Source organism: Tranquillimonas rosea (assembly GCF_900111315.1).
Taxonomy (GTDB): Bacteria; Pseudomonadota; Alphaproteobacteria; order Rhodobacterales; family Rhodobacteraceae; genus Tranquillimonas; species Tranquillimonas rosea.
The window spans coordinates 588,342-611,222 of the sequence record NZ_FOGU01000001.1; the positions used below are offsets into that span (position 1 = coordinate 588,342).

The 22,881-nt window shown below is 68.8% G+C and carries 21 protein-coding genes and 1 tRNA gene; 13 read left to right on the forward strand and 9 right to left on the reverse strand.

All coding sequences use genetic code 11. The annotated features are described in order from the left end of the window. Nucleotide 1: 1 nt before the first annotated feature. Complete coding sequence (locus tag BMZ25_RS02825) at nt 2–2,026, forward strand: capsular polysaccharide biosynthesis protein (RefSeq protein WP_092688015.1); 2,025 nt, start codon at nt 2–4, stop codon at nt 2,024–2,026. On the opposite strand, the gene ribD is transcribed toward BMZ25_RS02825, so the two are convergent. Together ribD and nrdR are read right to left on the reverse strand one after the other, a co-directional pair. Continuing rightward, a complete protein-coding gene (gene ribD / locus BMZ25_RS02830) occupies nt 2,023–3,105 on the reverse strand; it encodes a bifunctional diaminohydroxyphosphoribosylaminopyrimidine deaminase/5-amino-6-(5-phosphoribosylamino)uracil reductase RibD (RefSeq protein WP_092688218.1) in 1,083 nt (360 codons plus the stop codon). The genes BMZ25_RS02825 and ribD overlap by 4 nt on opposite strands. 23 nt (nt 3,106–3,128) lie before the next feature. Then, a complete protein-coding gene (nrdR, locus tag BMZ25_RS02835) occupies nt 3,129–3,599 on the reverse strand; it encodes a transcriptional regulator NrdR (protein WP_092688018.1) in 471 nt (156 codons plus the stop codon). 167 nt (nt 3,600–3,766) lie between these two features. Here nrdR and BMZ25_RS02840 point away from each other — a divergent pair, with 167 nt between their 5' ends. Continuing rightward, nucleotides 3,767–4,438: an SDR family oxidoreductase gene (locus tag BMZ25_RS02840; RefSeq protein WP_092688021.1), complete on the forward strand. Its 672-nt coding sequence runs from the start codon at nt 3,767–3,769 to the stop codon at nt 4,436–4,438. A gap of 6 nt (nt 4,439–4,444) precedes the next feature. On the opposite strand, the gene BMZ25_RS02845 is transcribed toward BMZ25_RS02840, so the two are convergent. Continuing rightward, nucleotides 4,445–4,855 (reverse strand): secondary thiamine-phosphate synthase enzyme YjbQ, encoded by a 411-nt coding sequence (locus BMZ25_RS02845; protein ID WP_092688221.1) that lies wholly within the window; start codon nt 4,853–4,855, stop codon nt 4,445–4,447. Between the two features lie 77 nt (nt 4,856–4,932). Here BMZ25_RS02845 and BMZ25_RS02850 point away from each other — a divergent pair, with 77 nt between their 5' ends. Further along, nucleotides 4,933–5,961, forward strand: a complete 1,029-nt coding sequence (locus tag BMZ25_RS02850; protein WP_177190364.1) for an AI-2E family transporter — start codon at nt 4,933–4,935, stop codon at nt 5,959–5,961. A 45-nt stretch (nt 5,962–6,006) separates the two neighbouring features. Here the strand turns inward: BMZ25_RS02850 and rpoD are convergent, their stop codons facing one another. Together rpoD and dnaG are read right to left on the reverse strand one after the other, a co-directional pair. Beyond that, nucleotides 6,007–8,013 carry an RNA polymerase sigma factor RpoD gene (rpoD, locus tag BMZ25_RS02855; RefSeq protein WP_092688026.1) on the reverse strand — a complete coding sequence of 669 codons (2,007 nt, stop codon included), beginning with the start codon at nt 8,011–8,013 and terminating at the stop codon, nt 6,007–6,009. Nucleotides 8,014–8,126: 113 nt separating this feature from the next. Further along, on the reverse strand, nt 8,127–10,064 hold the full coding sequence (dnaG, locus tag BMZ25_RS02860) for a DNA primase (protein ID WP_092688029.1): 1,938 nt from the start codon (nt 10,062–10,064) through the stop codon (nt 8,127–8,129). A 239-nt stretch (nt 10,065–10,303) separates the two neighbouring features. On the opposite strand from dnaG, the gene BMZ25_RS02865 reads away from it, so the two are divergent. The 3 genes from BMZ25_RS02865 to BMZ25_RS02875 are packed head-to-tail and all read left to right on the forward strand — an operon-like array spanning nt 10,304 to nt 13,040. After that, on the forward strand, nt 10,304–11,932 hold the full coding sequence (locus BMZ25_RS02865) for a pilus assembly protein TadG-related protein (protein WP_177190365.1): 1,629 nt from the start codon (nt 10,304–10,306) through the stop codon (nt 11,930–11,932). Then, nucleotides 11,932–12,453 carry a TadE/TadG family type IV pilus assembly protein gene (locus BMZ25_RS02870; protein WP_092688035.1) on the forward strand — a complete coding sequence of 174 codons (522 nt, stop codon included), beginning with the start codon at nt 11,932–11,934 and terminating at the stop codon, nt 12,451–12,453. Before BMZ25_RS02865 ends, BMZ25_RS02870 begins: the two co-directional genes overlap by 1 nt. Next, entirely contained in the window at nt 12,450–13,040 is a 591-nt protein-coding gene (locus BMZ25_RS02875; protein ID WP_092688038.1) for a TadE/TadG family type IV pilus assembly protein, read from the forward strand. The genes BMZ25_RS02870 and BMZ25_RS02875 overlap by 4 nt, the downstream gene beginning before the upstream one ends. 4 nt (nt 13,041–13,044) lie before the next feature. On the opposite strand, the gene BMZ25_RS02880 is transcribed toward BMZ25_RS02875, so the two are convergent. Together BMZ25_RS02880 and BMZ25_RS02885 are read right to left on the reverse strand one after the other, a co-directional pair. Next, nucleotides 13,045–14,475, reverse strand: coding sequence for a Glu/Leu/Phe/Val family dehydrogenase (locus BMZ25_RS02880; protein WP_092688041.1), 1,431 nt, complete (start codon nt 14,473–14,475; stop codon nt 13,045–13,047). A gap of 139 nt (nt 14,476–14,614) precedes the next feature. Continuing rightward, complete coding sequence (locus BMZ25_RS02885; protein WP_092688044.1) at nt 14,615–15,085, reverse strand: hypothetical protein; 471 nt, start codon at nt 15,083–15,085, stop codon at nt 14,615–14,617. Nucleotides 15,086–15,197: 112 nt separating this feature from the next. On the opposite strand from BMZ25_RS02885, the gene BMZ25_RS02890 reads away from it, so the two are divergent. The 5 genes from BMZ25_RS02890 (at nt 15,198) to BMZ25_RS02910 (ending at nt 20,061) form a co-directional block, all read left to right on the forward strand. Continuing rightward, nucleotides 15,198–15,497, forward strand: coding sequence for a hypothetical protein (locus BMZ25_RS02890; RefSeq protein WP_092688047.1), 300 nt, complete (start codon nt 15,198–15,200; stop codon nt 15,495–15,497). Between the two features lie 111 nt (nt 15,498–15,608). Then, nucleotides 15,609–16,895 (forward strand): homoserine dehydrogenase, encoded by a 1,287-nt coding sequence (locus BMZ25_RS02895; protein WP_092688050.1) that lies wholly within the window; start codon nt 15,609–15,611, stop codon nt 16,893–16,895. Between the two features lie 128 nt (nt 16,896–17,023). Continuing rightward, a complete protein-coding gene (gene glpX, locus BMZ25_RS02900; RefSeq protein WP_092688053.1) occupies nt 17,024–18,010 on the forward strand; it encodes a class II fructose-bisphosphatase in 987 nt (328 codons plus the stop codon). A gap of 68 nt (nt 18,011–18,078) precedes the next feature. Beyond that, nucleotides 18,079–19,848: a single-stranded-DNA-specific exonuclease RecJ gene (gene recJ / locus BMZ25_RS02905; RefSeq protein WP_092688056.1), complete on the forward strand. Its 1,770-nt coding sequence runs from the start codon at nt 18,079–18,081 to the stop codon at nt 19,846–19,848. A 138-nt stretch (nt 19,849–19,986) separates the two neighbouring features. After that, nucleotides 19,987–20,061: transfer RNA gene (locus BMZ25_RS02910), tRNA-Glu, on the forward strand. 90 nt (nt 20,062–20,151) lie between these two features. Here BMZ25_RS02910 and BMZ25_RS02915 read toward each other — a convergent pair. Then, nucleotides 20,152–20,382 (reverse strand): hypothetical protein, encoded by a 231-nt coding sequence (locus tag BMZ25_RS02915; protein WP_092688059.1) that lies wholly within the window; start codon nt 20,380–20,382, stop codon nt 20,152–20,154. A 278-nt stretch (nt 20,383–20,660) separates the two neighbouring features. Here BMZ25_RS02915 and BMZ25_RS02920 point away from each other — a divergent pair, with 278 nt between their 5' ends. Beyond that, nucleotides 20,661–21,821, forward strand: a complete 1,161-nt coding sequence (locus tag BMZ25_RS02920; RefSeq protein WP_092688062.1) for a polyhydroxyalkanoate depolymerase — start codon at nt 20,661–20,663, stop codon at nt 21,819–21,821. Between the two features lie 7 nt (nt 21,822–21,828). On the opposite strand, the gene BMZ25_RS02925 is transcribed toward BMZ25_RS02920, so the two are convergent. Further along, nucleotides 21,829–22,113 carry a hypothetical protein gene (locus BMZ25_RS02925; protein WP_092688065.1) on the reverse strand — a complete coding sequence of 95 codons (285 nt, stop codon included), beginning with the start codon at nt 22,111–22,113 and terminating at the stop codon, nt 21,829–21,831. A 394-nt stretch (nt 22,114–22,507) separates the two neighbouring features. Here BMZ25_RS02925 and BMZ25_RS02930 point away from each other — a divergent pair, with 394 nt between their 5' ends. Then, nucleotides 22,508–22,831: a TraR/DksA family transcriptional regulator gene (locus BMZ25_RS02930; RefSeq protein ID WP_092688068.1), complete on the forward strand. Its 324-nt coding sequence runs from the start codon at nt 22,508–22,510 to the stop codon at nt 22,829–22,831. The last annotated feature ends 50 nt before the right edge of the window (nt 22,832–22,881 follow it).

The window sequence follows — 22,881 nt, forward strand, 5'->3', positions numbered from 1 at the left end:
CATGACAGCCGACGGGTCCGAGATTGCCGCGGCGACCCGTCTGCACGTCTTTTCCGGCGGGTTCCTGACGCAGCGGCGCGTGCGGCGCATCCTGCAACTCGCCGGCTGGACCCCGACCCTCGGCCGGCCCGGCCCCGACGACACCGTCGGCGTCTGGGGCCACAGCCCGGCCGCCCGGCGGGGGCGCGCGGTCGCCGAGCGCACCGGGGCCCGGATCCTGACGATCGAGGATACCTTCCTGCGCTCGGTCCATCCAGGTCGCGTGGCGAATGAACCGCCCCTTGGCCTGACGCTCGACACCCGCGGCGCTTTCTTCGACGCGCGCCAGCCCTCCGACCTCGAGCATCTGCTGGCCACGCACCCGCTGGACGACACAGCGCTTCTGGACCGGGCGCGGGGCGGCATCGCGCGGATGCGGCAGCGTCACCTGTCGAAATACACCGGCTTCGACCCGGCGCTGCCCGTCCCCGCCCCCGGCTATGCGCTGGTTATCGACCAGACGCGGGGCGACGCCTCGGTCACGCTGGGCGGCGGCGGCCAAGCCATGTTCGACGAGATGCTGGCCGTGGCGCAGATCGAGAATCCCGGCGCGCGCATCCTGATCCGCACTCACCCCGAGACCCGCGCCGGCCGGCGGCCCGGCCACTACGGCCCCATGCACGAGGACGCCCGCACCACGCTGCACGGCGACGCGGTCAGCCCCTGGGCCCTGCTCGAAGGCGCGGTCGCGGTCTATACCGTCAGTTCCCAGCTGGGATTCGAGGCGATCCTCGCCGGTCACCGCCCGCGCGTGTTCGGGCAGCCCTTCTACGGGGGATGGGGCCTGACACAGGACGAGGCGCCGCTTCCCCGGCGCACCCGGAGGCTGACGCGCGCCCAGCTCTTCGCGGCGACGATGCTGCTCTACCCGGTCTGGTACGATCCCTGTCTCAACCGGCTCTGCGCGTTCGAGACCGCGTTGAACCAGCTCGACGCCGCCACGCGCCCCTGGCGGGAGGACCGGTACGGCTATGTCGCCAGCGGCATGCGCCTGTGGAAACGGCCCGCGCTGCGCGGCATGTTCGGCGGACACGGGCCCATGCGCTTCGCCGATCCGCCGGCAACCGCCAGCCGGCGAGCCGCGCGGGCGGGCCGGCCGCTGATGGTCTGGGCAAGCCGGGATGGAGACGACCATGCAGCGCGATCGGTCGTGCGTGTCGAGGACGGCTTCCTGCGCTCTCGGGGCCTCGGGGCGGACTTGGTGCCGCCCCTGTCGCTGGTCGCGGACCGGCAGGGCATCTACTACGACCCGACGCGCCGGTCCGACCTCGAGGACCTGATCGCCGAGAGCGTCACCCTGCCCGAAACAGAGCTGCGCCGCGCCGAGCGCCTGATCGCCCGACTCGTGACCGCCGATCTGTCGAAATACAATCTCGCCGGAACCGACCTGCCCTGTCTGCCGGCGGGCCGGCGCATCCTCGTGCCGGGCCAGGTGGAAGATGACGCGTCGATCCGGCTGGGCTGCGGCGAGATCCGCACCAATGCCGCCCTGCTCGCCCGCTGCCGCCGGGACGCGCCCGATGCCGTGCTGCTCTACAAGCCGCACCCGGATGTCGAGGCGGGCCTGCGGTCCGGCGCCCTGCCGGCGGCAAAGGCGGACGCGGTGCTGCGGACGGTGTCGCCCACCGCCGCCATCGGCGCGGCGGACGAGGTCTGGACGATGACCTCTCTGCTCGGGTTCGAGGCGATGCTGCGCGGAAAGCCAGTCACCTGCCTCGGCACGCCGTTCTATGCCGGCTGGGGCCTGACACGGGACCTCGGCGCCGTTCCGGCCCGCCGCACGGCGCGTCCGAGCCTCGCGCAGCTCGTCCATGCGACGCTGATCGGCTACCCGCGCTACCGAGACCCGCTGACGCGGCTGCCCTGCCCGGTCGAGGTCGTCGTGGACCGGCTGGCCGAGGGCACGGCGTTGCCCGGCGCACCGGCGCTGCGGGTTCTGTCAAAGCTTCAGGGCCTGTTCGCCAGCCAGTCGCGGCTCTGGCGCTAGGCCCTGTCCCAGACATGCATGACGTCGCCGCCCACGGGCCGCGCCTCGCTCAGACGGAAGCGCGGGGCCTCGGCCAGTGTGTCGAGCCCGAGCGCCCCGAGCGCCGGCTGCCCCTCGGCCCCGAGTGCGAGCCCGGCGGTGAAACCGACCAGCCGGTCGACCAGCCCCGCCTGCAACAGCGAAGCGGCCAGCGCCCCGCCCCCTTCGCAGAACACCCGCGTCAGGCCCGCCTCGGCCAGCGCGCCCAGCAGTTCGGCCGGGGCCAGCTGCCCGCCCGGTCCCACGGGCACCGGAAACAGGCGGGCGCCGAGCGCCTCCCATGTCGCGGCACTGCCGCCGCGCAGGTCGCCGGCGCGGTTGCCGTGAACCAGCCACAGCGGTTGAGTCCCCGCCGTCCGGGCCAACCGTCCGTCCGTGTTGAGCGCCAGTTGCCGGGCCGCGACGACACGCACCGGCTGACGTACCGCGCCGAAGTCGCGCACGTCCAGCATCGGATCGTCGGCCCGCGCAGTGCCGCCGCCGATCAGGACGGCGTCATGGCACAGACGCAGCGCATGAACCTGCCGCCGGGCGGCCGGACCGGTGATCCAGCGGCTTTCGCCTGTGGCGGTCGCGATGCGGCCGTCGAAGGAGGTGGCGAGCTTCAGCGTCACAAAGGGGCGGCCCCGCGTCACGCGCAAAAGGAACCCGGCCTGATCCCGCTCGGCGGTGGCGGCGCACAGCCCCGTCTCGACCTGCACGCCGGCCGCGCGCAGCCGGGAATGGCCGCCGCCCGAGACGCGCGGGTCGGGGTCCTCCAGCGCGGTGACCACGCGCACAACGCCCGCCTCGACCATAGCATCGGCGCAGGGTGGCGTCTGGCCGTGATGGGCACAGGGTTCGAGCGTCACATAGGCCGTGGCTCCACGCGCCGCCGGGCCCGCCTGCGCCAGCGCGACCCGCTCGGCGTGGGGGCGTCCGCCGGTCTGTGTCGTGCCGCGCCCGACGATCCGGCCCTCGCGGACCAGCACGCACCCGACGGCCGGGTTGGGCCAGACATGCCCCAGCCCCCGACGCCCGAGCGACAGCGCGAGCGCCATGTAGCGGGCGTCGTCCCCGGCCGTCACTCCGGCGGCTTGACCGCCAGAGGCCGCAGCTCGCTCACGAACTTGTCGAAATCGTCGGCCGAGTGGAAATTCTTGTAGACGCTGGCAAAGCGGACATAGGCCACGGTGTCGATCCGCGCGAGGCTTTCCATCACGATCTCGCCAATCACCTTCGAGGGAATATCGGTCTCGCCCATGCTTTCCAGACGCCGCACGATGCCGCTGATCATCTGATCCACGCGCTCGGGCTCGACCGGGCGTTTCTGCAAGGCGATCCGGATCGACCGTTCGAGCTTGTCGCGGTCGAAATCCTCGCGCCGGCCATTGGTCTTGATGACGACCAGATCGCGCAGTTGCACCCGCTCGTAGGTGGTGAACCTGCCACCACAGGCCGGACAGAACCGGCGCCGCCGGATCGAGACGTGATCCTCGGCGGGACGCGAGTCCTTCACCTGCGTTTCAATGTTTCCGCAAAACGGGCAGCGCATCGCCGTCCCCCATTTGGTCGTCTTCACCGCGTGGCCACAGACACTATAGGCATTTGCCAACCCCTTGGGTAGCCAAGATTTGCGACCGCTACATCGTGCGGCCAAACCGTTGGACCTTTGCCGCACTCCGGGCGTTTCCCGCCCGATACCAGCAAAGGAGACGATCGATGGCGAAGACCCTGTTCATCACCGGTGCCTCGACCGGCATCGGCGCCGCCACGGCGCGCACCGCTGCCGCCGCGGGGTGGAACGTGGCCCTGATGGCGCGCAGCGCCGACAAGCTCGACGCGTTGGCGGCCGGGATCGGCGACCAGGCCCTCGCCGTCCCCGGCGACGTGACCGACCTCTCCTCGGTCGAGGACGCGGTGACCGAAACGGTCAAGCGCTTTGGCGGCATCGACGCGGCCTTCGCCAACGCGGGCAAGGGGCTGGACCGGCCCGGCACGGTCGAGGGCGACCCGCAGGAGTGGCGCACGCTGGTCGACATCAACATCATGGGCGTGCTCTACGCCGCGCGGGCCACGCTACCGGAACTGAAGAAGACCAAGGGCACCCTCGTGCTGACCGGGTCGGCCGCGGGCAAGCGGCATATCAGCGGCTCGATCTACGGCGCGACGAAATGGTTCGTCCACGGCTATGCCGGCAACATGGCCGAAGAGATGCGCGAATGGGGCGGCCGCTGCAGCGTCATCGCGCCCGGCATGGTCGACACGCCGTTCTTCGACGATGGCGCGCCGGACAAGCTGCAGCCGCAGGACGTCGCCGATGCGGTGATGCACGCCATCGCAGCACCGGAACGGGCGGCAATCCGCGAAATCCACCTGATGCCGCAGAGCTGAGCAGCGTCAGCCCAGATGCGCCGCCACGCGCCGGGTATGCGGCGCCTGGCGGTGCTCGAACAAGTAGATGCCCTGCCAGGTGCCGAGCGCGGGCCGGCCATCCGTCACCGGGATCGACAGCGACACCGGCATCATCGCTGCCTTGATATGCGCCGGCATGTCGTCCGGGCCCTCGACAGTGTGCGACAGGTAGCTCATCGAAGGGTCGTCCGCCGGTGGCACGAGGCGATGGAAGTACGCCTGCAGGTCCCGCTGCACGTCGGGATCGGCGTTTTCCTGGATCAGGAGCGAACAGCTGGTGTGGCGCACGAACAGCGTCAGGAGGCCGGTGGTCCCGCTCGGCGCCCAGCGGCCTACCTCCGACGTGAAGTCATAGAGTCCGGTCCCGCGGGTCTGTATCGAAAATTCCGTCTGCATCAAACGCATGGTGGAGCAACCGCCGGCAAATGCAAACCCGGCCGGAACATGCCAGCCGACATGCGCATTGGCGGGACATGTCGCTTCAGGATGTCGCCCGGAAAACCTTCGTTCCCGCCACCTTGCGCAACGGAGCGGCGCTGCTCGCACTGATCGTCCTGGCGCTGTTCGCCTGGTACGCGCGCAACGCGCTGCTTCTGGGCTTCGGCGGGCTGATCGTCGCAACGATTTTGGTGACCGCCGCCCAGCCGATCAAGCGCTGGACGCCGCTCGGCCACCGCGGGGCGGTATGGCTCGCGGGCCTTCTCATCGCGCTGGCGCTGGCCGGCCTGATCGGGCTGATCATGCCCACCCTCACCCAGCAGGCGGCCGAGTTGTCCGATGCCCTGCCCGCCGCGCTGGACCGCGTGCGCGGTGTGATGGGCGAGACAGCGCTACAGGACATGATGTCGAGCTCTGCGCTGTTGCAGAACCTCGCAGGTCACCTGACCCGCTGGTCTGCGGCGGTGATGGGCACGACGACCAGCCTGTTCTTCGTGCTCGTCGCGGGCGGGTTCTTCGCGATGAGCCCGCAACTGCATCGCGACGGGCTGGTGTCGCTCGTCGCGCCGTCCTCGCAGGAGCGGACACGCGCCGTTCTGGACCGCGCGGGCAAGGGGCTTCGGGCGTGGCTCTTCGGCCAGATGATCGCGATGGTCACCGTCGGGGCCGCCGTCACGCTGGGCACCTGGCTTCTGGGGCTGCCGGCGCCGCTGGCGCTCGGCGTCATCGCGGGACTGCTGGAGTTCGTGCCGGTCCTCGGCCCCGTCGTCGCCGCGCTGCCGGGCGTGCTGCTGGCGATGACGATCTCGCCCACGATGATGATCTGGACCGCCGGTCTCTACGTCCTGGTCGAGCAGCTGGAGTCGAACATGCTCCTGCCCATGGTCGAGCAGAGCGTCGCCGATGTGCCGCCGGCGGTGTTCTTGCTGGCGATCGTGTCGATCGGCTCGATCTTCGGCATCGCCGGCGTCATCCTCAGCGCGCCGATGACGGTCGTCGCTTATGTCCTGATCTCGGCGCTCTATATCGACCCGCTGAACGGGCGCGACACGCTGCCGGAATAGCCCCCAGCGAAAGGAAAGGGCCGGCGAAACGCCGGCCCCAAGAACTTACTGATCGAGGAACGAGCGCAGCTTGCGCGAGCGGCTCGGGTGCTTGAGCTTGCGCAGGGCCTTCGCCTCGATCTGGCGGATCCGTTCACGGGTAACCGAGAACTGCTGGCCCACTTCCTCGAGCGTGTGGTCGGTGTTCATGCCGATGCCGAACCGCATCCGCAGCACACGCTCCTCGCGCGGGGTAAGCGACGAGAGCACGCGCGTCGTCGTCTCCTTGAGGTTCTCCTGGATCGCGCTGTCGAGCGGCAGGACCGCGTTCTTGTCCTCGATGAAGTCGCCGAGCTGGCTGTCTTCCTCGTCGCCGATGGGCGTCTCGAGAGAGATCGGCTCCTTGGCGATTTTCATCACCTTGCGGACCTTCTCGAGCGGCATCTGCAGCTTCTCGGCCAGCTCTTCCGGCGTCGGCTCGCGGCCGATCTCGTGCAGCATCTGGCGCCCGGTCCGGACCAGCTTGTTGATCGTCTCGATCATGTGGACCGGGATGCGGATCGTGCGCGCCTGGTCGGCAATCGAGCGGGTGATCGCTTGCCGGATCCACCACGTCGCGTAGGTCGAGAACTTGTAGCCTCGGCGATACTCGAACTTGTCCACGGCCTTCATCAGGCCGATGTTGCCTTCCTGAATGAGATCAAGGAATTGCAGGCCGCGGTTCGTGTATTTCTTGGCGATCGAGATAACGAGACGCAGGTTGGCCTCGACCATCTCCTTCTTGGCCGCGCGAGCCTCTTTCTCGCCCTTCTGGACCTGGGCGACGATGCGGCGGAACTCGCTGATGTCGACGCCGACATACTGGCCGACCTGGGCCATGTCGCCGCGCAGTTCCTCAATCTTGGGCGTCGATTTCTCGATCAGCGTCTGCCAGCCCCGGCCCTGCTTCTGGCCCATCCGGTCCAGCCAGGCAGGGTCCAGCTCGGCGCCGCGATACTCGTCGATGAACTCGCGGCGGTTGATGCGGGCCTGGTCGGCCAACTTCACCATCGCGCTGTCGATCGACATGATCCGGCGGTTGATGCCGTAGAGCTGGTCGATCAGCGCCTCGATGCGGTTGTTGTGCAGGTGCAGTTCGTTGACCAGCTCGACGATCTCCGAGCGCAGCTTCTGATACTCGGCCTCGGCTTCCTTGGTGAACGAGCCGTCCTCGTTCAGCGTGGCCGACATGCGCAGGTCCTGCATCTCGCTCAGCTGCGCATAGTTGCCGGCGATCACATCCAGCATCTCGAGGACGCGGGGCTTGAGCGCCGCCTCCATCGCGGCGAGCGACATGTTCGCCTGGTCTTCCTCGTCCTCGCCCTCGTCCTTGGCGATCGGGTTGCCGTCGGCGTCGTACTCCGGCTCTTCGGTCTTCTTTTCCTGCTGCTGGTTCTCGGCCGGCGCGGCGGCGGCTTCCGGCTGCAGACCGGCGACGACCGACTCGTCGGCTCCCTCCTCGCCCATCTGGCGGCCGAACGTCGTCTCGAGATCGATCACGTCGCGCAGCAGGATCTCTTCGTTGAGAAGCTCGTCGCGCCAGATCGTGATCGCCTGGAAGGTCAGCGGGCTCTCGCAGAGGCCCTGGATCATGGTGTTCCGGCCGGCCTCGATCCGCTTGGCGATGGCGATCTCGCCCTCTCGGCTGAGGAGTTCGACCGAGCCCATCTCGCGCAGGTACATGCGCACCGGATCGTCGGTGCGGTCGAGCTTCTCGCTCTCGGAGCTCGAGACCGACACCTCGCGCGAATTCGAGGTCTCGACCAGGTCGGTCGATCCCTTCTGATCGTCGTCCTCGGCGTCCTCGCCCTCGATGACGTTGATGCCCATCTCCGAGAGCATCGACATCACGTCCTCGATCTGCTCCGAGCTCACCTGGTCCGGCGGGAGCACCTGGTTCAGCTGATCGTACGTGATGTAGCCGCGCTCCTTGGCCTCGGCGATCATCTTCTTGACCGCTGCCTGGCTCATGTCGAGCATGACTTCGCCGTCCTGGTCGTCGGGCTTGCGGTCGTCGTTGTCCTTGGCGGCCATCCGGCACTCCTTCTGCGGAGGGAGATTCGTCATCGTTCCGAATCGTCTAGCGCGAATCACTGATTCGCACACCTGTTTACCTTAAATTCCGTTTACCAACCCTTCCCCCAAGGTCACTGGGGGGCGTTGCGCCCCTTGGTAAACGTGATGCTGTTCAGCAGATCGTCGAGGGCTCCGCGTTCCTCCCGGCTCATACGTGCGCCATTCGGCCCGACATCGTACTGCGTTGTGTCCTCGTGCATGCTTCGTACAGCGTTGTTGCGCGCTTCGGCCGCCTGCGACAGGCGCCAGATCGTCGCCTCGTCACTGCCCCGGTCGAAGTCCTCGAGCGCCTCGTCCAGTTCCTGCGCGGCACCGCGCCACGCCAGCAGCTTCGCGACCTCTTCCTTCAGGCAGGCCGCCGCCATTTCGGCATCGCCACCGGCCCTAAGGGCCGGCACCAGCGCAATGTGGCGCTGCGAGAAGAGCTTTTCAAGGAGCTCGCCCCCCAGTTCCCTTTCGATTTCGCCCCTCAGATCAGAGGTATCCTCGCCGTAGCGGAAGAGGATCGCGTCGCGCAGGCGGGTGTGATCCTCGTTGCTCATCTCCAGCCGTTCGAGCGCGTCTTCGACCCGCTCCAGCAGGTGCGGATAGCTCAGAAGAACGGCCAGCACCACCGCCTCGCGCATCTCGTGCTCGACCGCGCCCTGCGCCAGCGCAGAATGCTGTGCCGCCAGCGGCGCGGTCGGCTGGTCGCGCTTCCAGCTGCCCTTGGCACGCCGTTGCGGCGGCGCGGGGCGGAAGAGCTGCCAGCGCATCTCCTTTATGGCATCGCCGTAATGGCGCCGGATCGTGGGATCCTGGATCTTTGCGATCGCCGCGCGCAGCGACCGGTCCAGCGCCGCGCGCCGTTCGGGGCTGTCAAAGACCTTGCCCTCGGTCTCGCGCTGCCACAACAGGTCGACCATGGGCCGCGCCGCCTGCAGGATCTGCTGCATCGCCTCGGGGCCCTTGGCGCGAATCAGGTCGTCGGGGTCCTGCCCTGGCGGCATCAGCGCGAATCGCAGCGACCGGCCGGCCTCGAGCAGCGGCAGCGCGGTGTCCATCACCCGCATCGCCGCGGCCAGCCCCGCCTTGTCGCCGTCGAGCGCCACGATCGGCTCGTCGCCCATCCGCCACAGCAGCTGCAGCTGGTCGCCCGTCACCGCGGTGCCAAGGGGCGCGACGGCGCCGTCGAACCCGGCCTGCGCCAGCGCGATCACGTCCATGTAGCCCTCGGCCACCACCAGCGCGTTGCCCTTGCCCGCCGCCTCGCGTGCCGGGGCGTGGTTGTAGAGGCTGCGGCCCTTGTCGAAGAGCTCGGTCTCGGGCGAGTTGAGATACTTTGCCCGCGCGTTCGGATCCATCGCCCGGCCGCCGAAGGCGATGGCGCGGCCGCGGGCGTCGCGGATCGGAAAGATGATGCGTCCGCGGAACCGGTCGTACGGCGCGCCGCCCCGGTCGGATTCGGCGGCCAGCCCGGCGGCGATCACGTGCTCGGCCGGAACGCCCTTGCCGGTCAGGTGCTTGAAGGCCCCGCCCTGTGCCGGGGCAAAGCCGATCTCCCAGCGTTTCAGCGCCGCTTCGTCCAGCCCCCGCCGCGCGAGGTAGTCGCGCGCCTCCGACGCCGCGCCGGTCTTGAGCTGCAGCGCGAACCACTGGACCGCCTGCTCCATCACCTCGGCCAGCTGGGTGCGCCGGTCGGCCTTGGCCTTGGCCTGCGGATCCTTCGCGGGCATCTCCATCGCCGCCTCGCGGGCCAGGATCTCGACCGCTTCCATGAAGCCAACGTTCTCGCTCTCGCGGACGAAGGTGATCGCGTCGCCCGAGATGTGGCAGCCGAAGCAGTGGAAGAAGCCCTTGCGGTCGTCGACGTGAAAACTGGCCGTCTTTTCCTGGTGGAACGGGCACGGCGCCCACATGTCGCCCTTGGCCTGGTTCGACTTGCGGTCCCACGTCACCTTGCGCCCCACCACCTGCGACAGGCTGATGCGGCTGCGGAGTTCGTCCAGAAAACCCGGCGGAAGGCTCATGACAGCGATTCTCGGTGCATGGAACGCCGGAGTCTAGCGCTCCGCCCCGGCATTGGCCATGCGCCGTCGGCCGGTGTCCGAAAATCCGTATCTTCGCCTCATTGCCGGCACAAACGGGGCGCAGGTGTTTCGCTCATGGGAGGATCAGGGGAACGGAAATGAGATCCGGATACGTCACGCGTGATGTTTCGCGCGCGAAACATCTCCTCTCGCGGTTCGCGGGAGACGAGCGCGGGTCGATGCTCATCTTCGCGCTGTTCATCTTCGTGTGTCTCTGCCTGCTCGGCGGGCTGTCGATCAACGTCGCCCGCAACGAGTTCTCGCGCATCCGCCTTCAGGCCACGACCGACGCCGCCATCCTCGCCGCCGCCGACCTCGACCAGACGCTCGACCCCAAGAGCGTCGTGCAGGACTATTTCGCCAAGGCGGGGCTGGCCGACAAGCTGGATCCCGACGACATCGTCGTGACGGAGCTGATCAACTCGCGCCAGGTCACGGCGACGGCCAAGTACGATCAGCCCAACATGCTGTTCAACATCAGGCTCAACGGCATCTCCGACCGCCTGCCCCAGACCTTTCCCGTCGCCGCCGCCGGATCGGCCAAGGAAGAGATCAGCGACATCGAGGTCTCGCTCGTCTTGGACGTGTCGGGGTCGATGCAATACTACGACCGGATGGAAAACATGCGGAAGGCGGCGAAGGACTTCGCCGAAGAGGTTCTCTCCGCCGACGATGGGGCCCAATCCGGACTGAGCGAAGTCTCTCTGTCCATAGTCCCCTACTCCACCCAAGCCGCGGCCCCACAGCCGATCCTCGATGCGATGAACCTGGGCCACCGTCACGACTACTCCGGCTGCGTCGATTTCGAGGCGGACGACTTCACAACGACAAAGCTGCCGATTCCGACCGAAGGGCACGAGGACGATCCGCTGGACGCCACCCGGCGGGCCCAGACGGCCCATGTCGATCCTTACTACAGCGAAACCGAAAAGAACCCCAGATTTCGGGTCTGCCGCACAGATGAGGCTTTCCGCAGCACGGCCCTCGGCGGCTCGGTCTCGCAGGTTCAAGGCGACATCCAGGCCCTCACGCAGGGCGGCAGCACCTCGATCGATGTGGGGATCAAGTGGGGCGTGTCCCTGCTCGACCCGTCGATCCGCGATGTCGTCTCGGACATGATCGACGCGGGCCAAATCTCCGGCGATTTCGAGGGCCGACCCTACGATTACGACCGGCCGAACGCGATGAAGGTGCTTGTGGTCATGACGGACGGCAAGAACGAGGAACAGTGGCAGATTACCGATGCCTATGCGAGCGGCCCCTCGGACGTCTTCACATATTGGGATGGCTACAAGACCCGGTACGCCGTCGACGCGCCCGAAGAAACACATTCGTTCTACGATTGGCGCGATGGCTGGACACAACGGCACGGCGATGACGACTATATCGGCAATGAGCGCTTCTACCTCCCGCACGACGACACGTGGGAGAACTTGGAGGACAAGGACCTCACCCGGCTCGACTGGAAGGATGTGTGGACCGCGATGCGCGTGAAGTATCACGCCAACGAGTTCCGCGAGGACCAGTATGGATCCCAGAGCGCCTACGACTACTGGACCGGCAGCGATGTCGTGACGGAGATCGACCGCACCGAGAAAGACACGCGGATGGAGAACATCTGCCAGGCCGCCAAGGACGAAGGCATCGTCATCTTCGCCGTCGGCGTGAAGATCGACAGCACCTACGCGAAGAAGCTTCGCGACTGCGTCGGCAACGACAACAACTACTTCGACGTCGACAACGACGAGATCGACTACGCCTTCGCCGCCATCGCCAGCGCGATCAACCAGCTCAGGCTGGTGAAGTGATGCGGGGCGCGCTCGTCGGGTTCTGGCGGGACAGGCGCGGCACCTCGACGGTCGAGTTCGCGCTCATGTTCCCCCTCGTCCTGGCCTGGTTCATCCTGGGCGCGGAGGTGGGCATCCACCAGCTGCGTCAGACGATGTTCGAGCGGGGCGTCGACGTGGTCACCCGGGATCTCCGGCTGGGCGAGCCGACGCTTCAAGATCCCGAAGAGTTGCGCAAGGCGGTCTGTGCCCGGACGCTGGTGATCGCCAATTGCATGGGCGACCTGACGATCGACATGACCCCGGTCGAGGTCGACACCTTCGCCCCCGCCGCCGAACCGATCGACTGTCGCGACCGGACCGAAGAGATCAAGCCGGTGGTCAACTACGACCAGGGCAGCTCGAACGAGGTCATGCTGCTGCGGTTCTGCGTGCTCTACGACCCGGTCTTTCCGAACATGGGCCTGGGCGAGATCATGCCGCGTGCCGCGGGCGGCGGGGTGCCGATCTACGCGACCACCTTCTACGTGAACGAGCCATGATCCGCCAGCTGAGAAACATCGCGCGCCGCTTCGCCGCCGACACGCGCGGCACAGTGATCGTCGAGACGGTGCTGGTCCTGCCGCTGCTGATCTGGATGGTGCTGGCCATCGTCGTCTTCGTCGACGCCTTCCGCATGCAGACCCAGAACATCCGCGCCACCTACACCATCGGCGACGCCCTCTCGCGGCAGCTCAACGCCGTTGCGCCCAGCTACCTCGAAGGGATGCAGAGGCTCTACACCTATCAGATCGGGCGCTCCTACCCAACGGGCCTGCGGATCACCGTCGCCTATTACGACGCGGAAGAGGACGAGCATGTCCGCGTCTGGTCGTGCTCCACCGGGATCGCGGACGATCCGATGACACAGACCGACATCGACGCGATCAAGGACGAGATACCGCAGCTCGCCGACGGCGACACGATCGCCCTGATCGACAGCTGGATGGACTATACCCCGCCCTTCGACATGGCGATCGGCGCGATCGAGGCGCGGCTGGAAGAGATGCGGTTCGAGAACCGCATCTTCGTCTCGCCGCGCTTCACCGGTCAGCTCAAGCTGACCGACGCCGGGTCGGGCAACTGCTGAGCCGTCACAGCCCCTTGGCGCGATAGCTGGCCGATACCCGCTCGATCGCGACCAGATAGGCGGCAGTGCGCAGGTCGGCCACGTCCTCGCGCGAGTGCCAGACCTTGCGCATGGCCTGGTAGGCGGTCCGCATCGTGTCATCGAGCCCCGATCGCACCAGCTCCAGCTCGTCGGCGCCGCGGAGATACTTCTCCTTGAAGCCGGGCGACAGGGTCCAGCCGAGCTCTTTGTCGCGCGACAGCCGCTCGAGCTCGTTGATCAGAAGCTCGTGCCGCGCCTCTTCCTGCCGCCGCTGCATCCGGCCGAAGCGGATGTGGCTGAGATTCTTGACCCACTCGAAGTAGCTGACGGTCACACCGCCCGCGTTGGCATAGAGATCGGGGATGACCACGGTGCCCGCCTTGCGCAGCACCTCGTCCGCCGCGGCCGTGATCGGGCCGTTGGCGGCCTCGACGATCATCCGGGCGCGGATGCGCGAGACGTTGTCGCGGTTGATAACGCCTTCCAGCGCGGCCGGAATCAGCACGTCGCAGTCTTCCTCCAGCACCTTGGCACCGTCCTCGACGAAAGTGCCGTCGGCAAAACCCTTCACCCCGCCGTGCCGTCCGATCCAGCCGTGCACGGCCTCGACGTCCAGCCCGCTTTCCGAGGTGATCGCGCCGTCCCGCTCGACGATGCCGACGATCTTCGCGCCGTCCTCTTCCGCCAGGAACTTCGCCGCGTGATAGCCCACGTTGCCGAGGCCCTGCACGATGATCCGCTTGCCGTGGAGCGACCCCGACAGCCGCGCCGCCTTCACGTCCTCGGGGTGGCGGAAGAACTCGCGCAGGGCGTATTGCACGCCACGGCCGGTCGCCTCCACCCGGCCCTGGATGCCGCCGGCATGGGCCGGCTTGCCGGTGACGCAGGCGCGGGCGTTGATGTCGGTGGTGTTCATGCGCTGGTACTGGTCGGCGATCCACGCCATCTCGCGCTCGCCGGTGCCCATGTCCGGGGCCGGCACGTTCTGGCTGGGGTTGATGAGGTCGCGCTTGGCCAGCTCGTAGGTGAAGCGGCGGGTGATGCGCTCGAGCTCTTCCTCGGAATACTCGCGCGGATCGAGGCAGAGCCCGCCCTTGGAACCGCCGAACGGCGTTTCGACCAAAGCGCACTTGTAGGTCATCAGCGCCGCCAGCGCCTCGACCTCGTCCTGGTGGACGCCGGTCGCGTAGCGGATGCCGCCCTTCACGGGCTCCATGTGTTCAGAATGGACCGAGCGATAGCCGGTGAAGGTGTGGATGCCGCCGCGAAGCCGCACCCCGAACCGCACGGTGTAGGTCGCGTTGCAGACGCGGATCTTTTCTTCGAGGCCCGGCTCGAGGTCCATCAGGGCCACGGCCCTGTTGAACATCAGGTCGACTGAGTCGCGGAAGGAGGGTTCGGCGGGCACGGACATGGGACGCTTCCTTTCAGCTTGTCTTTGGCCAGATGCCCCACCGGACGTCGCTCCGGCGCTCCTCCCGATGCAGAGCATATGCTCAATCCGTAACCAAATCGTGCCCGCTTGCCTACAACCCTCCGACATGCACCGGTTTTCAGGTTTCGGCGGCGCGCTCCAGCTTGAGCTCGGCCACGCGCTCGGACATGGCCTTCGTCTGGGCGGCAGGAACGACGCCGCCGACGCCGAGCCGCTGGCCCACGCGCCACCAGAGCCCCGGCGCCCAGGCCGCCGGCATCGGCCGCGCCAGCCGCAGCACGAACCCGTTGGACGGCTTGAACGCAAAGGCGCCCCGGTCGACCGAGGCGATGTTGTCGATCGGCGCCAGCACGCGGCCCGTCTCGTCCCGCAGTCCCTCGGCCGTCAGCACGAGACGGCTGGCCGTGGCGCGCCAGAACCAGCCCGACAGCACCAGCAGCGCGCCGCCGATCGGCAGCAGCAGGACGTTCCCCGATGTGGAGCCGGAATAGAGAAGCAGCGCCCCCGTCGCGGCCAGCAGGCCGGTCCCCACGACGCGCCGGACGGCGCCGGGGCGCAGCTCGGCCAGCACCTCTTGTGTCTCGCTCATCGGCATCTCCCTTGTCGGGGCCGTCGTACCCTGCCGCGCGGCGGAAGGCGAGCCGGCTTGCCGCCGCGGGCCCCGGCGGACTAGGGTCCGCGCCGACAGCGAAGGACGACAGATGCGCGCCACCCTCCTTGCCTGCTGCCTGGCCGCGGCCGGCTGCACCCAGTTCCCCGAACTCGACGGGGTGGAATCGCCCGCCGCGGTGCAGGCCGACTATCCCGCGCTCTCGCCGCTGGGCGGCATCCTGCAGCGGGCCGAGACGGGGCGGCTGACCGATCCCGCGGCGACCGACGATCTCGCCGCGCGCGGGGCCGCCCTGCGCCGCCGGACCGTGCCCGAGCGGCGGGCCGATCCGGACCTGACGGACCGCGCGACGCGCCTGCGGGACCGCGCAGACGCCCTGCGCGCGCCCTGAGCCCGCGAGGTGACGTTGCCGCCCCCGGAAAACCGCGCTAGAGGTCGCGCGCCGCAGGCCACGGCCGCGCGGCAGGAACATTGAGCAGCGACAAGCGACGGAGTGCATGACATGACCACCCCCCTACGTCTCGGCATCGCGGGCCTCGGCACCGTGGGGGCCGGGGTGGTGCGAATCGTCCAGCGCCACGCCGACCTGCTGGAGGCCCGCAGCGGCCGCCCGGTCGAGATCGTCGCCGTCACCGCGCGGACCAAGGGCCGCGATCGGGGGGTCCGGCTTTCGCAATACGAGTGGGAGGACGATCCCGTCGCCCTCGCCCGCCGCGACGACATCGACGTCTTCGTCGAGCTGATGGGTGGTGCCACCGGCACCCCGAAAGAGGCCGTCGAGGCCGCCATCGCCGCGGGCAAGGACGTGGTCACCGCGAACAAGGCCTTGCTGGCGCTGCACGGACAGGACCTGGCCGAGGCCGCCGAGGCGAACGACGCCGTGATCCGGTTCGAGGCGGCCGTCGCCGGCGGCATCCCGGTGGTCAAGGCGCTGACCGAGGGGCTGGCCGGCAACGAGGTCACCCGCGTGATGGGCGTGATGAACGGCACCTGCAACTACATCCTGACGCGGATGCAGGCTGCGGGGCTGACCTATCAGGAGGTGTTCGCCGAGGCCGAGGCGCTGGGGTATCTCGAGGCCGACCCCGAACTCGACGTCGGCGGCATCGACGCCGGGCACAAGCTGGCGCTGCTGGCCTCGATCGCCTTCGGCACGCGGGTCGATTTCGACGCGATGTCGCTGGAGGGGATCGGCAAGGTATCGATCGCCGACATCGAACAGGCCGCCGACATGGGCTTCCGCATCAAGCTGCTCGGCGTCGCGCAGATGTCGGGGCGCGGGCTCGAAACGCGGATGTCGCCCTGCCTCGTGCCCGCCGCCAGCCCGCTGGGCCAGCTCGAGAACGCGATGAACATGGTCGTGCTCGAAGGCGACGCCGTGGGCCAGATCGTCCTTCAGGGCGCCGGCGCGGGCGAGGGTCCGACCGCGAGCGCCGTGATGGCCGACATCATCGACCTTGCCCGCGGCACGCGCCTGTCCACTTTCGGCCAGCCGGCGGCCGCGCTGAAGCCCGCCACGCCCGCCGCGGTGTCCACGCCCGCGCCGTTCTACCTGCGGATGGCACTGCAGGACCGCCCCGGCGCGCTGGCCAAGATCGCCGCGGTGCTGGGCGACGAAGGCATCTCGATCGACCGGATGCGCCAATACGGCCATGTCGACCCCGCCGCCCCCGTCCTGATCGTGACCCATCGGACCACCCGCGACGCGCTCGACAGCGCGATCGCGGCGATGGAACGGACCGGGGTGCTGGCCGGCGAGCCCGTCGCGATCAGGATCGAGGACGTCTGAGCGCCCTGCTCCAGACGCGCGCCCTGCTGCCGGCCGACAATCGCTGTCTGTCGGTAACAGGGTTGTGCGGGCGCGGCGCGGCGGGCTAATCGACACCGGCGACGACATTTTCCAGCGAAGGACACTTCATGGCCGCGCCCACCGATTTCAACGACCGCATGCTGTCCCTTGGCCTCGCCCGCGTGAGCGAGGCCGCGGCGCTTGCCTCGGCCCGACTCATCGGCCGTGGTGACGAGAAGGCCGCCGACCAGGCCGCCGTCAACGCGATGCGCAACCAGCTCAACCAGCTCGACATCACGGGCACGGTGGTGATCGGCGAAGGAGAGCGCGACGAGGCCCCGATGCTGTTCATCGGCGAGCAGGTCGGCACCGCCAAGGGCCCCGAGGTCGACATCGCGCTCGACCCGCTGGAAGGCACGACGCTGACCGCCAAGGACATGCCGAACGCTCTGACGGTGATCGCGATGGGCCCGCGGGGCTCGATGCTGCACGCGCCCGACGTCTACATGGACAAGCTCGCCATCGGTCCAGGCTTCCGCCCCGGCGTCGTCACGCTGGACATGAGCCCGGCGGAACGCGTCAGCGCGCTGGCCTCGGCCAAGGGCGTGTCGACCGAGGACATCACCGTCTGCGTGCTCGAGCGGCCCCGCCACGAGGACATGATCGCCGAACTGCGCACCACCGGCGCCGCGATTCGCCTCATCACCGACGGCGACGTCGCCGGCATCATCCACACCGCCGATTCCGAGCGCACGGGCATCGACATGTACATGGGCTCGGGCGGCGCGCCCGAGGGTGTGCTGGCGGCTGCCGCGCTGAAATGCATGGGCGGCCAGATCTACGGCAAGCTGCTGTTCCGCAATGACGACGAGAAGAAGCGCGCCGAGAATGCCGGGATCAAGAACCTCAACCGCGTCTACACGCGCGATGACATGGTGACCAAGGACGTGATCTTTGCCGCGACCGGCGTGACCGACGGCTCGATCCTGCCCGGCATCAAGCGCGAGCCCGGCCACCTCACCGCCGAGACGATCCTGATGCGCTCCAAGACCGGCAGCGTGCGCCGGATGACCTACCGCAACCCGATCGAATGGTCGCCCGGCCCCAAGCACTGAGGCTGGCGAGAGAGGCAGGAGGCTGATATGGTGGCAGGCGAACGCAGCCCCACCATATCTGGAATCCCATGCCCCGTGACAGCGTGATCCGCCCCTTTCTCGGCATCGACAACTCGCTGACCGGCCGCCGCTGGGTCGGCCTCGGAGACGAGGCCGACCGGCTGTCCGAAGGGCTTGCCCAGGCGACCGGCCTGCCGATGGCCGTGGCACGTGTCCTCACCCGGCGCGGCATCGACGCCGAGGCGGCGGCCGGGTTTCTCGCTCCTGCCCTGCGCGATTTGCTGCCCGATCCCCTGAGCCTGCGCGACATGGACGCCGCCGCGGCGCGTTTCCTCGCCGCCGTGTCCAGGGGAGAGCGGATCGCGGTCTTCGGCGACTACGACGTGGATGGCGGCGCCTCGTCGGCCCTGCTGGTCATCTGGCTGCGCGCGATGGGACGCGAGGCGACGCTCTACATTCCCGACCGGATCGACGAGGGCTATGGCCCGAACGACCCCGCGATGGCCAAGCTGGCCGCGACGCACGACCTGATCGTCTGCGTCGATTGCGGCACCCTGTCCCACGGCCCCATCGCCGCGGCCGCGGGCGCCGACGTGATCGTGCTGGATCACCACCTCGGCGGCGAGACGCTGCCCGACGCGGTCGCCGTGGTGAACCCCAACCGGCAGGACGAGACCGGCGAACTGGGGCATCTCTGCGCCGCCGCCGTGGTGTTCCTGCTGTTGGTCGAGGCGAACCGCAGGCTCCGCGCCGAGGGCGTCGCGGGCCCCGACCTGATGGGCATGCTCGATCTCGTGGCGCTGGCGACCGTGGCCGACGTGGCCCCGCTGATCGGCGTGAACCGCGCGCTCGTGCGGCAGGGCCTGACGGTGATGGGGCGGCGCCAGCGGCCCGGTCTCGTGGCGCTGGCCGACGTGTCTCGGATGGACACCGCGCCGAACGCCTACCACCTCGGCTTCCTCCTCGGGCCGCGGGTGAATGCCGGCGGCCGCATCGGACAGGCCGACCTCGGCGCCCGCCTTTTGTCGACCACCGACCCGCACGAGGCCGCCGCCATGGCCGAGCGGCTGGATCAGCTCAACACCGAGCGGCGCGAGATCGAGGCGACGGTCCGCGAGGCCGCGCTGCAGCAGGCGACCGAGCGCGGGCTGGACGCCCCGCTGGTCTGGGCCGCCGGAGAGGGTTGGCATCCGGGCGTGGTGGGCATCGTCGCCTCGCGCCTGAAGGAGGCGACAAACCGCCCCGCCATCGTCATCGGCCTGGAGAACGGCGTCGGCAAGGGCTCGGGCCGCTCGGTGACGGGCGTCGACCTCGGCGCCAGTGTCCAGCGGCTCGCGGCCGAAGGCCTGCTGGCCAAGGGCGGCGGTCACCGGATGGCCGCCGGCCTGACCGTCGACGCCGACAAGCTGGAGCCGGCGATGGAGCGGCTGGCCGACCTTCTTGGCAAGCAAGGCGCGGGAGAGATGGGGCCCGCGGACCTCGACCTCGACGGACTGCTCGCGACATCGGCCGCCACGCCCGAACTGATCGCCGAAATCGACAAGGCCGGCCCCTTCGGGATGGGCGCACCCGCACCGCGTTTCGCCTTCGCCGACCAACAGATCGCCTTCGCCAAGCGGGTCGGAGAGCGGCACCTGAAGCTCTCGATCACCGACGGCATGGGCCCCCGGCTCGACGCCATCGCCTTCGGTGCGTTCGACGGGCCTCTGGGCGAGGCGCTGGTCAACGCGGGCGGCCGCCGGTTCCACCTGGCCGGGCGGCTCGAGATCAACCAGTGGGGCGGCCGGCAGAAACCGCAGCTGAGGCTGGAGGATGCGGCGCCCGCCGACACGGACTGATCCGGGGACGGCGAGAGGCGCGATGCGCGGGCGTGGGCGGCGCCTGTCGCAAGGGAAGGCAAATTTCCTGCGAAATCGTCGAAAAATACGCTTGCAGCCCCCCGCGTCTTTTTCTACACACCGCCCCACGCCAAGCGCGGCCCGTTCGTCTATCGGTTAGGACGCCAGGTTTTCAACCTGGAAAGAGGGGTTCGATTCCCCTACGGGCTGCCATTTTTCCCGCCTCGCAGCATCCGCCCTTCGGACAGGTCCTGCCTGCCGACGACCGCATCTGGTGGTCGCGCGCCGGTATGCGACAGCAGGTCAGCCGGGATGGGCCGGGGTCGTCGGGCGGAGGGCCAGTGCCGCGGCGCCGCAATCGATCCGGGGGCGGCCTTCGCGCAGGCGTGCGATGCGGCTGCGCTCGACACGGAAGTAGCGGGCGATCTCGTCGTCGCTGAGACCAAGGTCGGCCAACGCCTCCACCGCGCTGCGCGGATACGCGCCTAGCCTGTCGTGGTCGAGCCTCGTGGAATCACCGGGGAGTCGGGACATGGGTCTTTCCTCCTGCAACTGGGCTTCTCGGCACGACACCTCACGGGACGGTCTGGCCCCTCATTGATCGGGATCAATGCCTCCGGACCGTCGGAAACCTTAGGGTCGCTTAAATCTGCCGCCGGGAGAGCGCCGTCAAATCACTGCTGGTCTATACGCCTTTCAGTGTGCGGGGGTGGTAGGCCTTTTGGCAAGACCGAACTCCCGATCACCGGTTTCCGGAGGATTGTCGCGTACCCGCCCCCCGGCGGCCGCGGGCAAAAGCGAGAGGGCGCGAAATGCCACGGCGCCATGAGACCCAGCCCGGCCCCGCAATCCATCTCGCTGACAGGGCGGACGAGACCGGCGTGTCGGACGCGGTGCCGCCCGAGGACGGGCCGCGCTTTGCCGGGGCCGCGCAGCCGGCACGTCGCGCGCTGGGGATCGCGGCGGTCGAGGTGGCGGGGGCACAGGTGCCCGTGGTCACGACCGACCTGTTCGCCGATCCCTTCAGCACCCTCGTCGAGCTGCGCTGCGACGACGGCGTGCCCCGCCCGACGATGCTGGTGGTGCCGCCGCTGTCGGGGCAGTTCTCGATCCTGATGCGCGATGTGCTGGTGGGGCTGCTGCCGGATTTCCGCGTCGGCCTGATCGACTGGACGAACGTGCGGCACGTGCCGGCCGACCGGGGCGGGTTCGGCTTCGGGTCCAACATCCGCGCCATCGAAGAGGCCGCCGACCTGCTGGGAGAGGGGCTTTCGGTGCTGGCGCTCTGCCAGGGCGGCGTGCCGGCCCTGGCCGCCGTGGCGCGGCTCGAAGCGCGCGGCGCGGGGCCGGCGACGCTGACCCTCATGGCCGCCCCGGTGGACCCTTTGGCCAACCCGACGCGCCTGGTGCGGCTGCTGCGCCGCCTGCCGGCGATGTGGTACCGCGCCGTGCCCCTGACCCGCGTGCCAAAGCGGTACGCGGGCCACGGGCGGCTGGTCTATCCGGCCGAGATGCAGCTGATGGCGCTGCGGACCTATCTCGGACGCCACCGGACCCAGGACGGAGAAATCACCCGCAAGCTGACCCATGACGACGGCGCGGCGCCCGGCGAGTTTCCGTTCCTCGATCTCTACGCGTCGGTCATGGATCTCGATGCCCTGAACTATTCCGAGAACATCAGCCGGGTGTTCCTGGAGCGCGGCATCGTGACCGGCCGGCTGACCTGCGACGACGAACCAATCGTGCCGGCCGAGATCCGCGACTGCGCGCTGTTCACGATCGAGGGCGCGGACGACGACGTCGCCGCCCCGGGGCAGACCGCCGCCGCCCACGCCGTGTGCACCGCCCTGCCCGAAAGCAAGCGCGCGCACCTGACCGTGCCCGGCTGCGGACATTTCTCACTGTTCCACGGCGACATCTGGCGGCGGTCGATCCTGCCCGAGGTGCGCGCCCATTGCGCGCGGCACCACTGAGCGACCCTCAATACGACGGAAGCCGCGGCGGTTCGGCCGGCATCCGGTTCGCCCGGGCCTCGGCGTTCCGCGCCTTCAGCCGCGCAAGTGCGAGGCGTTCGACGGCACGGTTCCGCGCCTCGTACAGGGCGCGGATGTGCGAGCCGGGACTGCCGATCTGCCAGGACAGCCGCGTCCGCGCCTGGGGCACATACAGTGCCGCATGGTCGAGCGCGCGCTGCCAGGCGATGTCCGCGTCGAGAAACTCTCGGTACGACCGGATGTAGAGGCGTCGTGACACTCTGGTATGCATCTTGTCTTCCTCCGTCCTGGGCGTTGCGCCCGGCGCGGGCGGCGGACGGGTTCGCCTTGTACGCCCCCGACGCCGGCGCGATCTGCCGCGCCGCGACGCCATCCCAGCGTAGCACATTTCTTGCATTCACGCTCAATTCGCCAAAGGGCTAGTGCGCCGGCCGCGGCGGCCGGTCGGTCATGTCCGAACGGTCACTCGCGGCGCTTCCGACGATCTGTCGGCGCGGGCGGGGAAGGTCGAACGTGCCGCATCGGGAACCGTTGCGGATCTCCTCTCGCACACGGACTGGCGAACGAAAATTCCGCGCATGTTGACCTAGCGCAAGTCGGCCGGCCCGGTCCGGTGGAACAGTTGACCTGTTACGTGCGGACACGCGACGACAAGGGAGGAGACGATGCAAGGCACCACGGTCGACGAACTGGCGGAACGGCTTCGGGCGCGGCGGCAGGAACTGGTCGGGCGCATGAAGCGGATCGAGACCGATCTGGAGCGCCCGCGTCCGCGGGACGACGAGGACCGCGCGACCGAGGCCGAGAACGACGAGGTGCTCGAGGATCTGGGCCATGCCGGTCAGCGCGAGTTGGCGGCGATCGACGCGGCGCTGAACCGGGTCGCGGCGGGCACCTACGGGATCTGCCTGTCCTGCGGCGAGCAGATCGCCCCCGAGCGTCTGGACGCCGTCCCGACGGCCCCGCGTTGCCGCGCCTGCGCCGGCTGAGCGAGAAAACGCAGAACCGCCCTTGAAGCTCTAGTTGCTAGAGCCCTTAC